Genomic DNA, 13,327 nt, shown 5'->3' with positions numbered 1-13,327 from the left:
TGACGATATAGCCGAACGACGCGCCCGTTAGCGCGCCATCCTGGCTCAACCGCCCTTGCCGAATAGCTGTTTGATGCGCCCCCAGACGACGCTCCATACGAGGCTGCCCGCATTGAACTTCGCTGACGATGCCGCCGCACCCGCCTCGGGCGCTGCACTTCCGCCAAGCTGCGCCGTGATGCGCGCGCCGAAATCCGCGATCATGCGGCGCACGAAATCCTTCACGAGGCCCGAACGTGAAAACTGCGCGAGCGGCCCTTGCAGCATGTATTCGAGCGTGACGGCCACACGCGTCTCGTTGCCGCCCGCTTCGCTCGTCAATGCATAGGTGACGTCGCCGTTGGCGCGCGACCGGCTGATGTTGTCCTGCCCCGCGCCGCGCATGACGGCGCGATGCGCGGCGTCGTCGCGTTCGAGGCGCGCCGCGCCCGCGAAGTTCGCGGACATCGGACCGAACTTGATCGCAATTCTGCCCTTCACGCTTTCGCCGTCGTGTTCGACCAGTTCCGCGCCGGGCAAGCATGAAGTGACCGAAGGCAGATCGCCCATGAAGGCCCACACCTTGTCGAGTGCGAAGGGCACGACGAAGCTGTCGTCGATCGCGGTCCAGCCCTTGCGAAGCGTCGCGGGCTGATCGGTCGATGCAAAGCTTGCAGCCACAGGCGCATGCGGCGCGCTGGCCGGCGCGGCCGCGAAGGTCTGAAACGCGGGCGCAGAGGTCGTTGCATCGCTGACAACTGCGCGCGGCACAGGCGCTTCCGCGATCGGATTCACTTTCAGATCGGCGAGCACCGATTTGATCGCCGCGACGATGCCCATATAGCCCGTACATCGGCACAGATTGCCGGACAATTCGAGCCGGATGCGCGCTTCGTCGGCATCGGGAATGCGCCGCGCGATATCGCGCGCCGTGATCAGCATGCCGGGCGTGCAGTAGCCGCACTGCAGGCCATGATGTATCGAGAAGGCATGGCGCAGACGCTTCATGAGTTCGTCGTCGTCGAAGCCTTCGATGGTGCGAACCTTCTGCTGATCGCACGCGACCGCGAAGGTGATGCACGAGCGCACCGGCTCGCCGTCGACGAGCACGGTACACGCGCCGCATACGCCGTGCTCGCAGCCGAGGTGCGTGCCGGTCAGGTTGTGCGTGTCGCGAAGAAAGTCGCCGAGATGCACGCGCGATTCGACATCGCTGCGCACGGAACGGTCGTTGATGTTGAGTTCGATGACGGACATTGCAGTCTCTTTAAACTGTATTCGCGCTCGACACGCCGAACGCCTGCGCAAGACAACGCTCGAGCGCCGCCGTATGAATCTGCCGGTCGATGCCGTCCGCGTTGGGCATCGCGCCTGCGACGGCCTGCGCGAGCACCTCTTCGGTGGCGGCGGCCGGCCCGCGCTGCGCGATCTGCCGCGCAAGTTCGTCGAGCGCGGTCGGCGGGCCGTCGAGCGCGCCGAGCACCACGCGGGCGAGTCCGGTGCGCGCATCGAAAGCGGCAGCCGCGCTCGCGTGCGGAAATTCGCCGGTCTTGCGGCAGAGTTTGTAGTAACCCCAGCGCAGCGTCGGGCCGAGCTTCGGCAACAGCACCGCGGTGATGATCTCGCCGTCTTCCAGCAGTGTCGTGAATGCGCCCAGCATGAATTCACCCGCGCGCACTTGCCGTGTCCCGCCGGCCTTCGACAGTTCCAGACGCGCATCCAGCGCAGACAACGCAAGCGGCCAGTCGGCGGCGGGATCGGCATGCGCGAGACTGCCGCCGATCGTGCCGCGATTGCGGATCGCGCGATACGCGATGCCGCTCGCCACATGCTGCATGAACGGATGACGCAGGAGCGCGTGCTTGCCGTCCTCGATTTCGGCGTGCGTCACCGCCGCGCCGACGCGCACGAAGTCGCCCGCTTCGGACACCGTGCGCAGATCGGCGATGCGCGATACATCGACGACGCGGCCCGGCCGTGCAAGACGCAGGTTCAGCATCGGGCCCATCGACTGGCTGCCCGATATCGGCTTTGCGTCCTTCAGTTCCCTGAGCGCGTCGGCCAAGGACGCGGCTTTCACATACTCGAATGCAGCGGCTTTCATCCCGCCACCTCCTGCCTCAGTTCTTCCTGGCTGGTCGCCTTGCTGGACTTCGCCGCTTCGATCGCCGCAAGCAGACGACGCGGCGTCAAGGGCGTTTCCGACACGCTCGCACCGAGCGGCGTGAGCGCATCGTTCACCGCGTTGAAGAGCGCGGCGGGCGGCGCGATCGCTCCGCCCTCGCCCACGCCTTTTGCGCCGAACTCCGTATAAGGCGAAGGCGTTTCCATGTGGATGATCGTGAGCGACGGCAGCTCGGTCGGTCCCGGCAACATGTAGTCGGCGAGTGTCGATGTGAGCGGCTGCGCGTTGTCGTCGTAGAGTGTTTCCTCGTAGAACGCGGTGCCGATGCCTTGCGCCGTGCCGCCGATCGTTTGCCCCTCGACGACCATCGGATTGATCATGCGGCCGCAATCCTCGACGATCACGTAATCGAGGATTTCGACATCGCCGGTCTTCGTATCGACGGCGACTGCCGCCGCGTGCGTCGCGTAACTGAACGCGCCGGTATCGACTTTCGGCTTGAAGCCTTGCGTCGCTTCCAGTCCGGCGAGATTCACGCCGGCGGGCAAACGCTCGGGACGCAGATACCACGCCGATGCGATCTCCTGAATCGTCACACGCCCGCTTGCGCCGATCACCTCACCGTTCTCGAAACGCACGGCGTCCTGTTCTTCACCGAGCAAATGCGCGCCGATGAACAGCAGACGCGGCACGAGTTCGCGACACGTCGTGGCGACCGCGCCGCCCGCCATCACGATGCTGCGCGATGCATACGTGCCCGTCGAGTACGGCGTAAGCGCTGTATCGCCATGCACGACCTTGATCTTTTGCAGCGGCACGCCGAGCACTTCGTTCGCGATCTGCGCGAGCGTGGTTTCCATGCCTTGCCCGTGCGAGTGAATGCCCGCGCGCACTTCGAGGCCACCGTCCGCGGTGATACGCACGGTCGCGAGATCGTAGCCCGGCACGACCGGCAATCCCCACGACGCGAACACCGCCGTGCCGTGCGCGGATTGCTCGGTGAAGGTCGCGAAGCCGATACCGACGAGACGCCCGTCCTGCTCGCCCGCCTTCTGCCGCGCGCGCCACTTCGGCACATCGAGTTGCGCCACTGCGCGGCGCAGGCTTTCCTGGAAGTCGCCGCTGTCGTAGTGCTTCTTCACGACATTGGTATAGGGCATGTCCGCGCCGCGCACGAGATTGTCGTGACGCACTTCCCACGCTTCCCGGCCGACGGCGCGCGCGATCGCGTCCATCGTCAGTTCGATCGCGAAGCACACGCCCGTGCGCGCGACGCCGCGATACGGCAGGAAGCCCGGCTTGTTGGTCGCGGCGCATTGCGTGCGGCATCGATAGCCCGAGAAATCGTAAGGCCCCGGCAGATTGCCGAGCGCCTGTCCCGTTTCCAGACCGATCGTGAACGGCCACGCCGAATACGCGCCGCCGTCGATCAGAAGCTGTGCGTCGAGCGCGAGCAGCCGGCCCGTTTCATCGGCATATGCGGTGAGCTCGTAGTGATGCTGACGCGAGTTCGCACCGGCGATCAGATGTTCGCGGCGATCCTCGATGAAGCGAAACGGCTTGCGGTACTTGAGCGCGAGCCACGCAATGCACAACTCTTCCTGCTGAAGCACGCACTTGTAGCCGAACGCGCCGCCGACATCGGGCGAGATGACGCGTACCTGCCCATGCTCGATGCCGAGACACTGCGACAGCACCGTGCGGATCATATGCGGCACCTGCGTCGACGTGATGACGACGAGTTGCGAATGCGTATGATCCCAGTACGCGAGCACGGCCTTGCCTTCCATCGGCACCATGCACTGGCGTGCGAGATTGACCTTCTGCTTCACGACGACAGGCGCGTCCTTCGAACGTGCGTCGAAGTCGACATCGGCCTTTAGGTCGAGAAAGAGATTGTCGGTCCAGTGATCGTGCACGCGCACATCGGTGCGTTCGCGTGCGGTGAATGCGTTTGCGAAGGCCGGCAGTTCGTCGAGATCGAGCTCGATTTCCTCGGCGATATCCTCGGCCTGCGCACGCGTCTTCGCGAAGCACATCGCGACCGGCTCGCCTACGAAACGCACCTTGCCCGACGCGAGCGGCGGATGCGACGAAGGCTTGTAGCTGGGCAGGCTCGAATCCGCGACGATATCGGTCGCGCCCTGCATGTCGTCGCGCAGGATCACCTGCTCCGCATACTGTTCCGGCTTGCCGATACGCACGATGCGCGCATGGGCGACGGGGCTGCGCAGGAACGCGACTTCCTGCAAATCCGGAAACGTATAGTCGGCGACGAACTTGCCCTTGCCGTGCAGATGCCGCTCGTCTTCGCGGCGTCTGACGCGCGCGCCGACGCCCCCGCTTTCGGCCGGCGCTTCCATGTGTTCGGTGTGACTCATGCGCTCTCTCCCAACGATGTTCAGACGGGATAAGCGAGATCGTTCGCGATCATCGCCGTGTCATACACCGCCTGTCTTTCCTTCAGCAGAAGAACGTTACCATTGCGCGCGAAGCGATCAAAAAGCCTGCCCGCCTGATGCAAAGTCGTCGCGCCTTCGACGAGCGTCTGCAGCAACATGTAGTTGCTCTGCGCGATGATCTCTTCATCCGTTGCGTTCAGAATGCGTACGTTCGAAACGAAATGCAGCATCTGGCGCGGCGCGAACATCTGCGTGCGCGAGATCGCCACTGCGCGGTCACGCAACATGTCGCGCCCTTCCGCATACACCAGCCCGACGGGAAAACCGTTCGCTGCGTTCTCGTACTCGGTCACGCGGTAAAGACAGTTCTCGGTAAAGAACTCCGGCCAGCGCTCGATGTCGCCGCTATCCAGCGCCGCGCAATACTCCGCATGAAAATCCTCCACGGCGGCGCGCGCGATCAGCGCCTTGTCGTGCGCGATATTCTGCTTCTCGAATCCTGGCAACATCTAGAACTCCATGACTTCACGATAGTGTTTGTACATGGCGCGAATGGCAGCCTCGGAGATCAGGTTGTCAGCCGTGCCGATCTTGTCGCCGTCCAGCTTGATGATGCTGCGATCGCTCACCGAGCGGCGCACGCCTTCCTGGACGAACTTCATCGCTTCGTTGTCTTCGAGGCCGAGAAAGCCCGATGGTCCCATCAGATTCCCCTGGCGCAGACGGTGACGCAGCATCTCGTCGGTGTCGTCTTCATAGCCGAACATGGTCCAGAGCATGATCATGCTGTTCGGTCCGTTCGGAACGATATGGCGCACGCCGAGCGTGTTCATCTCGCGCTGCACGATGAGGTTCGGCCAGATCGTCTGCATCGTGACGGACCACTCGGAATCGAATTCCTTGATGAACTCGAGAAAGCGTTCATCGCGCAAGGTCATGCCGTCGTGGAACGAGCGCATCTCCTTCTTCTTGTCTTCGTCGATGGTCGCGTAGAGCGAATCGCTTTTCGCCGAGGCCATCGTGCCGTGAATGCCGTACTTGCTGTCCGCGACCATCGCCGAGCGATTGCCCGCGACGAGCAGACCGAACACGACGAGAAACGAATGCAGCAGCGTCGCGTGATACGGGTCCTTCAGATTCTCGTGATACATCTTCCAGTTGCACGGCAGCTCGTTCTTGTAGAAGCCGAGCACGCGCAGGCGCTTGCCGTTGAACACGGCGTCGAAGTCCGTGAGGATCTCGGGCGTGAGATAGTCTTCGAGCGGCTCCATGTCATGCGTGAAGGATGCGAACACCACACCGTTGCGCGTCGCGACCGCGAGTTTCTTCAGGCCGTGCGCGTCGGTGCGGAAGTCCTTCGGCATGCCGCCCAGCTTGTTCACGCCGCGCCGGAACGGCACGCCCTGAAGATTGCCCTTCAGGTCATACGACCATTGGTGATACGGGCACACGAATTCCTTGTTGTTGCCGCGGCTGTGCCGGCAGAACTCCGCGCCGCGATGCGCGCAGCGGTTCTCGAACACGTTGATCGAGCCGTCTTCGGCGCGCGATACGACGACCGGCGTCGGTCCTACATACGAGCGCTTGTAATCCCCGGCGTTCGGCACTTCCGCTTCCAGCGCAACGAAGTTCCAGGTGCGGCCATGAAAGATCCGCTCGACTTCGCGCGCATAGACGGCTTCGCTCGTATAGACCCAGTCGGGAATGCATTGCAGCCCTTCTTCGGGCCACACGAGCCCTTCGATCGGCGGATTCTTGCTTTGAGGCGTATGCACGCCGATGATCGTTTCAGACGAGTACACCTTGATCTCCCGAGTGTGTTGAGCGAATCAGCCGTTCGAGCTGACGCAGCTTGATCGTGGGGTCGGCGAGCATGCCGGCGTCGACGGGCACCGCGTCTTCGACGAGCCGTCTGATCGCGCGCAGTTCGCCGCCCTGATTGATCGCGAGCGCATGGACGATGACACCGTCGCGCAGTGCCATCAGCAGCGTCTTGCCGTCCGCGCCCGCGCGTTCGATCCATCGATCGACGGCGCCGCCGGGCATGCCGAGCATCTGGATGTTCCAGTCGTATTGATCGGTCCAGAACCACGGAGTCGGCGCATAAGTGAGCGCGTCGCCCGCGATGTTGCGCGCCGCGACGATCGCCTGTTCCTGCGCGTTCTGCCACGATTCGAGGCGCGTCGCGCGATCGTTCGCGCCATATGGGAAGTTCGCGCAATCGCCAGCCGCATAGACATCGGGCGCGGACGTGCGGCAATGACGATCGACGCTGATGCCGTTGTTCGTCGCGATGCCCGCGGCCTTCGCGAGTTCGTCGTTCGGTTCCTGGCCGATCGCGACCACGCACAGATCGAAGTGCTCGCCATTCACTTGCACGCCCGTTGCGTGCTCTCGCACTTGCAAGCGCATCGCGTCGAATACGAAACGCACGCCGTGCGTCTCGTGCTTCGCGCGCAGACGTTCGGAGAAGATCGGCGGCAAGGCGCGGCTCAACAGGCTCGCTGCGGATTCGAACACGCTGACATCGAGGCTGCGCGTGCGCGCACTCGCCGCGAATTCCAGACCGAGAAAGCCGCCACCGATCACTGCCGCCGAGCGCGCGGTCGCAAGACGCGAACGCAGACGCATCGCGTCGTCGAGCGTGCGCAGATAGAACGTGTGCGGTCCTTCCGGAACGTCGGCCAGGTGGCGCGCGCGACCGCCCGTGGTCAGCAGGCAATGGTCGTAGCGCAACTCGCCGCCGCGTGCGAGCGTCGCGACATGCCGTTGCGTGTCGAGGCGCAGCACGCGATCGTCGAGCCACTCGATGCGGGCGGTGTCATAGAGTTCGGCTGTGTGCACCCAGCCCTTGAAGCAATCGTCATCGTCTTGCGCGAGCAGCACGTCCTTCGAGAGCGGCGGCCTTTCATACGGCGCGTGACGCTCGTCGCCCGCCAGCACGATGCGCCCTTCGAATCCGTATGTGCGCAGCGCTTCGGCCGCTCGCGCGCCCGCCTGTCCCGCGCCGATGATCAATACCGTCTGCGTCGCCATGATTGCTCCGCGCCTCACAGATCGACGTAAATGTCGCCGCCTTCCACTTGCACGCCGTAGACGCGCAGCGCCTGCGTGACCGGCGCGCACTGCGCCGCGCCCGTGCGGATGTCGAAGCGCCCCTGATGCAGCGGACATTCGATGCAGCCGTCTTCCATATAGCCATCGCTCAAAAGCGCGAACTGATGCGTGCAAACGTTATGCGTGGCATGCACTTCGCCATCGAGCAGATAGAGCGCGATCCGCTCCTCGCCGATCGTCACGCCGAGCGGCTCGTCTTCCACGAGATCGGCGAGTTTCGCCGCGAACCTGAGTGCCATCTGTCGCCCCTTCGAAATCGATCAGTATGCTGATGAACTTGATGAGCGAATACTAGCAGGACTTTTCGGAGAGTCAACCCGAACAAAAATAATGGCTTTCCCGTAGACGGACGGGCAGGCACACGCGGCTATGCGATGATTCCAGCCTCCGTCACGATGTCGAGCGTCATGCCTTCCACCACCGTCACGCGCCCGTCCCATCTGCCGCTCGCCAGCATTGGCTTCATCCTTGCTTCGATGCTGTGCTTCGCGATCGTCGATACGCTCGCGAAGGCCATCGCACTGCACTATCCGGCCAACGAACTCACGTTCTTCCGCATGTTGTTCGGTCTTGCGCCGGCCATCGCGGCGTGCTGTGTCGGCGAGCGTTCGCTGATCGAGCGCGTGAAGCGCCTCGATATCAAGGGACAGACATGGCGCGCGCTGACGCTGCTCGGCGCGTCCGGATTTTTCTTCGCAGGTTTGCCCTATATTCCGCTGGGCGAGGCAGTGGCGATCGCGTATTCGGAAACGCTGATCGTCGTCGTGCTCGCGCCGTTCATCCTGAAGGAGCAGCTCAGTGCGCGTTCGGCCGTGGCGGCCATGATCGGTTTCGCGGGCGTGCTGCTGGTCGTTCGGCCGGGCGGCGGCGAATCGAGCTGGCTCGGACCGTTGCTGTTGTTGTCGAGTGCGTTGTGCGGCGCGCTATCGATCATCCAGATCAAGCGGATTCGCGCCACGGACGATTCGCGCACCACGGTGTTGTTCTTCACCGCCGTGGGAACGCTCGTCACGGCGTGCACGCTCGCGTTCAGCTGGAAGACGCCGACCCTCGATGCACTCGCGCTGATGGCATTGCTCGGCGCATTGGCGACCGTCGGACAGATCCTGATGACAGTGGCCTTCCGGCGCGCCGACGCCGGCACGCTCGCGCCCTTCAACTACACGAGCATCGTGTGGGCCGCATTGTTTGCGTATATCGCGTGGGGTGAGACGATCGCGCCGCTTTCGCTTGCGGGCATCGCGTTGATCGTCGGCAGTGCGATCGCCGTTGCGTGGCAGCGCAAGATTCCTGAAGGACCGCTTGCGTGAACGTCAATCCGCGAATCGCTCGTACGCGATGAGTCCGCCGTATACGAGCCCCGCCGCAAGACTCGTGCAGCCGCTATAGCTCACGAGACCGAGCGCCCACCCTTCAGTACCGACGACAAAGCGCAGCGCGAGCGCGAGACCGCACCAGCCCGCGATACGAAAGCCGCGCGATCGTCCGGCGCGCAACTCACGGCCGAACAAGGTCGTCTGGTGGCGATCCATTGATAAGGCCAGGAAGGCGAAAGCGATCACGCAGAAAACGAGCGTCATACGCTTTCCTCTTCACGCCGGGCCGTCACGGCGCGCGCAACGGCCTGCTTCCCCACCGGCTTCACGCGTGCACGCTGGCGCGTCACGCGCAGTGCGAGCGCCGCATGCAGCGCGGCGAACGCCCACATCATCAGATCGAAGCCCGCGAAAACCCAGTCGCCTTGCGCGATGCTGCGCCACAACGGTCTGTCGGTGGTCATCGCATTCAGCACGGGCAGCAGCGCGAGCAAGGCCGTGGCGAGCCACAACAGTTCGATCCACGCGCGCCTCGCCGGACGCACGAAGGCATACAGCAACGTCGCGCCCCATACCGCGAAAAACACGTTGATCTCCGCTTCATCGCGCGCGGAGATGCCGGGCGACAGCAAGCGATTGCCCCACAGAAAGCCCGCCATCGCGACCGATAATCCCGCGATGCTCGCGATATTCAGGCGCTCGACGAGCCTGAAGCCGACATGCGGCCGCGCGGGATCAGGCAGTTTCTGGCGGCGCTTCACAGTCCACATGACGAGCCCCGTGCCGACCATCGCCGTGCCCGCGAGACTGACGATGAAATACAGCCAGCGCAATTGCAGATCGCTGAAACGCCCGAGATGTAGCGCGTAGAGCACGCCGCGCGTCTCGGCCGCGCCGCCGACCTGATCCTTCACTTCGATGAGCTTGCCCGTGACGCCATCGAAAAGCATGTATTGCGGACTCATCGACACGCGCGCTGCCTCGCCGCGCGAAACGGCCACGCGCGCCGTGATATCGCCGGGATTCGTGATCGTCACGCGGCCGATCCTGTCGCGGCCCCAGCGTGCCTCGGCTTCGCGCACCATCGCGTCGATGGGCGCCAGCGGCGCGTTCTGTCCACCCGGTTTGCCAGGCTGAATGAACGCGCTCAACTGCGATGTCATCGCCTGTCGCTCGGCGGGCGTCCTGAACGCGGTCTGCGCGCCCCACGGCATGTACATCGCCATCAGGGTGACGAGGCCGGTGTACGTGATCATCGCGTGAAACGGCAGGCCGAACACCGATAGCGCGTTATGCGCGTCGAGCCATGAGCGTTGACCCTTGCCCCATCGGAAGGTGAAGAAGTCGACGAAGATCTTCTTGTGCGTGATGACGCCGCTCACGATCGCGACAAGCATGAACATCGCGCAGAGTCCCGCGAGCCATCGTCCCCATAGCACCGGCATGTAATAAAACTGGAAATGGAAGCGATAAAAAAATTCGCCACCGAGCGTTTTGCGCGCGCTCGTGCGCTGGCCCGTCACGGGATCGAAGCTCGCCTGTTCGAAGGTGCGCTTGCCCGCCGCCGCGCCCGGCGTGCGCCAGAATGAATCGATGACGCTCGTGCGCTCGCCCGGCAATTCGAAACTCCATTGCGAACTGCCCGCGGCAATCTTGCCGAGCGTCGCCGTGACGCGTTGCGCGACGAGCGCCGGGTCGCCGATCTCGCGCTGATGCGGCTGCTCCGGCCGCATCCATTGCGAGGTTTCGTCCTTGAAGTAGCTGACCGTGCCGGTCAGGAACATCGCGTAAAGAATCCATCCGGCCAGCAGTCCCGCCCACGTATGCAGGTCCGACATGCTCTGGCGAATGCCGCGTCCCTTCGGCTTGCGCTCGCGTGCGTGCTTCACGACAGAAGCCCTCCCGGCGCCACGCTCCATGCGGCCAGCAACAGCGGCACGGCGACGATCACGAGCCCTGCCCACGCGCGCTGCGCGCTGCGAACCGCGAACACCCAGATCACCGCGCACGCGTAAATCACGAAGCTCGCGAGCATGCCGGTCAGCACGGCTTGCGGCTTGCTCATCGGCAATGCGAGTGCCGCGACGCTCACGAGTGCGGCGAGCGCGTAGCCGCCGAATATCGCGGCCACGATGCGCGAAACGAGTGGGCCGTGCCTGACGATCGCGCTCATTGAACGAGTGCGAATCGCTGCGTCATGTGTTTCCAAGGTGTTCGAGTAGGAGAATGTTCGGCCGGGCGTGCGCCCACGGAACAGGCGCGCCGGAAAATCAGTCGATCAGCGTAAATGATAATAATTATCAATAACGCCCGCCGAACTTGTCAAGCGATGCTTAAAAGGCGAGGAAGGTTGCGCGAGCGCGCGAGGAAGGCGCGATGCGCCGCTGGACGCATCGATAGAAGAAATTCCTGAACGGCGTGACGGGTTTATTCTTCGCCCGTCACCCATTTTTTCGTGGCGTGATAGCCGCGTTTGGACGTGTCCGCGATGGCATGCCCCGCCGATTTGGCGCCGTCGCCGATGGCGTGGGCGGCATCGCGTGCGGCGTGCCCGGTCTGACGGCCGGCGGATTTCACGTCTTCCTTGAACTGGTGCGCGCCCGATTCGACGCTGGCGTGCGCGAGCGGGCTAAGCGTGATCAGGAAAACCGGAACGAAGAGTGCGAGCTTTTTCATGCCGATGATTTTCTCACAATGAGCGCGCCGTGCATCGCGCTTCACAGCGGCACGGCGCTTGCACCGTCGATGCATCGCCGCCCTCTTGCCTGGAGAAAAACATGCATATCGTCTGTCACATGATGTCGTCGATCGATGGCCGCAGCCTGACCGATAACTGGAATCTCGATTTCGCGTCGCCCATCTACGAAGACACCGCCGCGCGTTTCAAGGCCGATGCCTGGGTCTGCGGCCGCGTTACGATGCAGGAAATCTCGCACGGCAAGGACCGCGACTATCCGCGCGGGCGCGCGAACGGGCCGATTCCGCGTGAAGACCACTTCGCCAAACGCGATGCGAGCCAGTACGCGATTTCCATCGATCCGAAGGGACGCGTCGCGTGGAAGAGCAATACGGCGCTCGAATCGCATATCGTCGAAGTGCTGGCCGAGAGCGTGGAGGACGACTACCTCGCGTATCTCCAGTCGATCGATGCATCGTATGTGTTCGGCGGCAAGGACGATATCGACCTCGAGCGCGTCGTCGATACGCTCGGGCGCGAACTGAAAATCGGAACGCTGATCGTCGAAGGCGGCGGGCATGTGTCGGGCGCCTTCGTGAATGCGCAACTCGCGGATGAAGTCAGCGTGCTGCTGATTCCGCTTGTCGATGGGCGCGAAGCGCATACGTCATCGTTCGAAATCGCGATGAACGCGTGGCGCAAGCCTGCGTATCTGACGCTCGATTCGGTCGAAAAACTGGAACACGACGTCGTCTGGCTGCGCTATACGCGTAAGGCGTGAGCCCTCGGGATTTACCCGCGCAACGCGTGGCAGGCGGCTGGAAACGCGGCTTGCATTGTTATAATTCTCTCATTCAACGACGAAAACCTAACATCCCTCGCGCGACGCGCCGCCATTTCAACGCGCGCTTCGTCGCGCCGTCTCGATGGCCAAAACCGACCGCATGCGCGCCCTTTCCGGCGCGCTCGAAAAACAGAACGTGATGCGCCTGCGCGATGCGGCCGCATTGCTCGGCGTATCGGAAATGACGGTGCGTCGCGATATCGCCGCGCATCCCGGCCAGTTCACGTATCTCGGCGGCTATATCGTCAGCGCCGCGGATGTGCCCAACGCGGGCTACACCATCGAAGAAGAAAAAGACCATTTCGCGCAGGCGAAGGCGGTTGCATCGACACATGCCGCGCGTCTGCTCGTGGACAGCGAAACCATCTTCATCGACTGTGGCACGACGCTCACCACGCTCGCGCGGCAGATTCCCACGGAGATGCATCTGACGGTCGTGTGCTATTCGCTCAATGTCGCGGAGATTTTGCGGCGCAAGCCGAACGTGCGGATGATCCTTTTGGGCGGCGTCTACGTGCCGTCATCGGAATCGTTCGCGAGCGACGAGAGCGTCGAGACGTTGCGGCGCATGGGAATCAACAAGGCGTTCATGTCGGCGGGCGGCGTGGATGAAGCACGCGGCGTGACGTGCTGGAATTTTCACGAGGTCGCCATCAAGCAGGCCGCGATGGCGAGCGCGGTGGAACGGCATCTCGTCGTCGATGCGAGCAAGTTCGGCAAGGTCAAGGCAGTGCGGTTCTCGCAGCTTTCGGAGTTCGATTCGATCATCACCGAGCAAGGTCAGGCAGTGCGAAAACGCAGTTGAATCGTTCCGATTAAAAACGAAAAGGCTCGTTCAGGATTTGAACGAGCCTTTTTTGTTCCGCT

Annotated in this window: 14 protein-coding genes; 3 read left to right on the top strand and 11 right to left on the bottom strand. The window is 63.2% G+C overall.

Annotation, left to right across the window (positions count from 1 at the left end):
- Positions 1 to 45 precede the first annotated feature (45 nt).
- From BTHE68_RS35260 to BTHE68_RS35230, 7 genes are read right to left on the bottom strand one after another with little or no spacing between them, the layout of a single operon-like run.
- On the bottom strand, positions 46 to 1,236 hold the full coding sequence (locus BTHE68_RS35260; protein ID WP_162070868.1) for a xanthine dehydrogenase family Fe-S subunit: 1,191 nt from the start codon (positions 1,234 to 1,236) through the stop codon (positions 46 to 48).
- Positions 1,237 to 1,246: 10 nt separating this feature from the next.
- The gene (locus tag BTHE68_RS35255) at positions 1,247 to 2,083 is read right to left on the bottom strand and encodes an FAD binding domain-containing protein (protein WP_162070867.1); all 837 of its coding nucleotides are present in this window, start codon (positions 2,081 to 2,083) and stop codon (positions 1,247 to 1,249) included.
- On the bottom strand, positions 2,080 to 4,485 hold the full coding sequence (locus BTHE68_RS35250) for a xanthine dehydrogenase family protein molybdopterin-binding subunit (protein WP_162070866.1): 2,406 nt from the start codon (positions 4,483 to 4,485) through the stop codon (positions 2,080 to 2,082). The genes BTHE68_RS35255 and BTHE68_RS35250 overlap by 4 nt, the downstream gene beginning before the upstream one ends.
- A 20-nt stretch (positions 4,486 to 4,505) precedes the next feature.
- Positions 4,506 to 5,015 (bottom strand): aromatic-ring-hydroxylating dioxygenase subunit beta, encoded by a 510-nt coding sequence (locus BTHE68_RS35245; protein WP_061178067.1) that lies wholly within the window; start codon positions 5,013 to 5,015, stop codon positions 4,506 to 4,508.
- Positions 5,016 to 6,308, bottom strand: coding sequence for an aromatic ring-hydroxylating dioxygenase subunit alpha (locus tag BTHE68_RS35240; RefSeq protein ID WP_162070865.1), 1,293 nt, complete (start codon positions 6,306 to 6,308; stop codon positions 5,016 to 5,018).
- Positions 6,295 to 7,542 carry an NAD(P)/FAD-dependent oxidoreductase gene (locus BTHE68_RS35235; RefSeq protein WP_162070864.1) on the bottom strand — a complete coding sequence of 416 codons (1,248 nt, stop codon included), beginning with the start codon at positions 7,540 to 7,542 and terminating at the stop codon, positions 6,295 to 6,297. The genes BTHE68_RS35240 and BTHE68_RS35235 overlap by 14 nt, the downstream gene beginning before the upstream one ends.
- 14 nt (positions 7,543 to 7,556) lie before the next feature.
- Positions 7,557 to 7,862 (bottom strand): non-heme iron oxygenase ferredoxin subunit, encoded by a 306-nt coding sequence (locus BTHE68_RS35230; RefSeq protein ID WP_061178070.1) that lies wholly within the window; start codon positions 7,860 to 7,862, stop codon positions 7,557 to 7,559.
- Between the two features lie 168 nt (positions 7,863 to 8,030).
- Here BTHE68_RS35230 and BTHE68_RS35225 point away from each other — a divergent pair, with 168 nt between their 5' ends.
- The gene (locus BTHE68_RS35225) at positions 8,031 to 8,933 is read left to right on the top strand and encodes a DMT family transporter (protein ID WP_162070990.1); all 903 of its coding nucleotides are present in this window, start codon (positions 8,031 to 8,033) and stop codon (positions 8,931 to 8,933) included.
- A 3-nt stretch (positions 8,934 to 8,936) separates the two neighbouring features.
- On the opposite strand, the gene BTHE68_RS35220 is transcribed toward BTHE68_RS35225, so the two are convergent.
- The 4 genes from BTHE68_RS35220 to BTHE68_RS35205 all read right to left on the bottom strand — a co-directional run bounded on the left by BTHE68_RS35220 (position 8,937) and on the right by BTHE68_RS35205 (position 11,615).
- On the bottom strand, positions 8,937 to 9,203 hold the full coding sequence (locus BTHE68_RS35220) for a DUF3325 domain-containing protein (RefSeq protein ID WP_162070863.1): 267 nt from the start codon (positions 9,201 to 9,203) through the stop codon (positions 8,937 to 8,939).
- Complete coding sequence (locus BTHE68_RS35215; protein ID WP_162070862.1) at positions 9,200 to 10,858, bottom strand: PepSY-associated TM helix domain-containing protein; 1,659 nt, start codon at positions 10,856 to 10,858, stop codon at positions 9,200 to 9,202. Before BTHE68_RS35215 ends, BTHE68_RS35220 begins: the two co-directional genes overlap by 4 nt.
- Positions 10,825 to 11,112 (bottom strand): DUF3649 domain-containing protein, encoded by a 288-nt coding sequence (locus tag BTHE68_RS35210; protein WP_162070861.1) that lies wholly within the window; start codon positions 11,110 to 11,112, stop codon positions 10,825 to 10,827. The genes BTHE68_RS35215 and BTHE68_RS35210 overlap by 34 nt, the downstream gene beginning before the upstream one ends.
- Positions 11,113 to 11,366: 254 nt before the next feature.
- Positions 11,367 to 11,615: a hypothetical protein gene (locus BTHE68_RS35205; RefSeq protein WP_162070860.1), complete on the bottom strand. Its 249-nt coding sequence runs from the start codon at positions 11,613 to 11,615 to the stop codon at positions 11,367 to 11,369.
- A gap of 101 nt (positions 11,616 to 11,716) precedes the next feature.
- Here BTHE68_RS35205 and BTHE68_RS35200 point away from each other — a divergent pair, with 101 nt between their 5' ends.
- Both BTHE68_RS35200 and BTHE68_RS35195 read left to right on the top strand, forming a co-directional pair.
- Entirely contained in the window at positions 11,717 to 12,397 is a 681-nt protein-coding gene (locus BTHE68_RS35200) for a dihydrofolate reductase family protein (RefSeq protein ID WP_162070859.1), read from the top strand.
- Between the two features lie 145 nt (positions 12,398 to 12,542).
- Complete coding sequence (locus BTHE68_RS35195; protein WP_162070858.1) at positions 12,543 to 13,265, top strand: DeoR/GlpR family DNA-binding transcription regulator; 723 nt, start codon at positions 12,543 to 12,545, stop codon at positions 13,263 to 13,265.
- The last annotated feature ends 62 nt before the right edge of the window (positions 13,266 to 13,327 follow it).

Source organism: Burkholderia sp. THE68 (assembly GCF_009938265.1).
GTDB lineage: Bacteria > Pseudomonadota > Gammaproteobacteria > Burkholderiales > Burkholderiaceae > Caballeronia.
The sequence above is the reverse complement of the archived record's forward strand: the minus strand, read 5'-3'. Positions and strand labels throughout refer to the sequence as shown.

Excerpts from the sequence above, each read along its gene's own strand:
- BTHE68_RS35260 (WP_162070868.1), bottom strand. The coding sequence starts at position 1,236 with ATGTCCGTCATCGAACTCAACATCAACGACCGTTCCGTGCGCAGCGAT.
- BTHE68_RS35255 (WP_162070867.1), bottom strand. The coding sequence starts at position 2,083 with ATGAAAGCCGCTGCATTCGAGTATGTGAAAGCCGCGTCCTTGGCCGAC.
- BTHE68_RS35250 (WP_162070866.1), bottom strand. The coding sequence starts at position 4,485 with ATGAGTCACACCGAACACATGGAAGCGCCGGCCGAAAGCGGGGGCGTC.
- BTHE68_RS35245 (WP_061178067.1), bottom strand. The coding sequence starts at position 5,015 with ATGTTGCCAGGATTCGAGAAGCAGAATATCGCGCACGACAAGGCGCTG.
- BTHE68_RS35235 (WP_162070864.1), bottom strand. The coding sequence starts at position 7,542 with ATGGCGACGCAGACGGTATTGATCATCGGCGCGGGACAGGCGGGCGCG.
- BTHE68_RS35230 (WP_061178070.1), bottom strand. The coding sequence starts at position 7,862 with ATGGCACTCAGGTTCGCGGCGAAACTCGCCGATCTCGTGGAAGACGAG.
- BTHE68_RS35225 (WP_162070990.1), top strand. The coding sequence starts at position 8,031 with ATGCCTTCCACCACCGTCACGCGCCCGTCCCATCTGCCGCTCGCCAGC.
- BTHE68_RS35220 (WP_162070863.1), bottom strand. The coding sequence starts at position 9,203 with ATGACGCTCGTTTTCTGCGTGATCGCTTTCGCCTTCCTGGCCTTATCA.
- BTHE68_RS35215 (WP_162070862.1), bottom strand. The coding sequence starts at position 10,858 with ATGGAGCGTGGCGCCGGGAGGGCTTCTGTCGTGAAGCACGCACGCGAG.
- BTHE68_RS35210 (WP_162070861.1), bottom strand. The coding sequence starts at position 11,112 with ATGAGCGCGATCGTCAGGCACGGCCCACTCGTTTCGCGCATCGTGGCC.
- BTHE68_RS35205 (WP_162070860.1), bottom strand. The coding sequence starts at position 11,615 with ATGAAAAAGCTCGCACTCTTCGTTCCGGTTTTCCTGATCACGCTTAGC.
- BTHE68_RS35200 (WP_162070859.1), top strand. The coding sequence starts at position 11,717 with ATGCATATCGTCTGTCACATGATGTCGTCGATCGATGGCCGCAGCCTG.
- BTHE68_RS35195 (WP_162070858.1), top strand. The coding sequence starts at position 12,543 with ATGGCCAAAACCGACCGCATGCGCGCCCTTTCCGGCGCGCTCGAAAAA.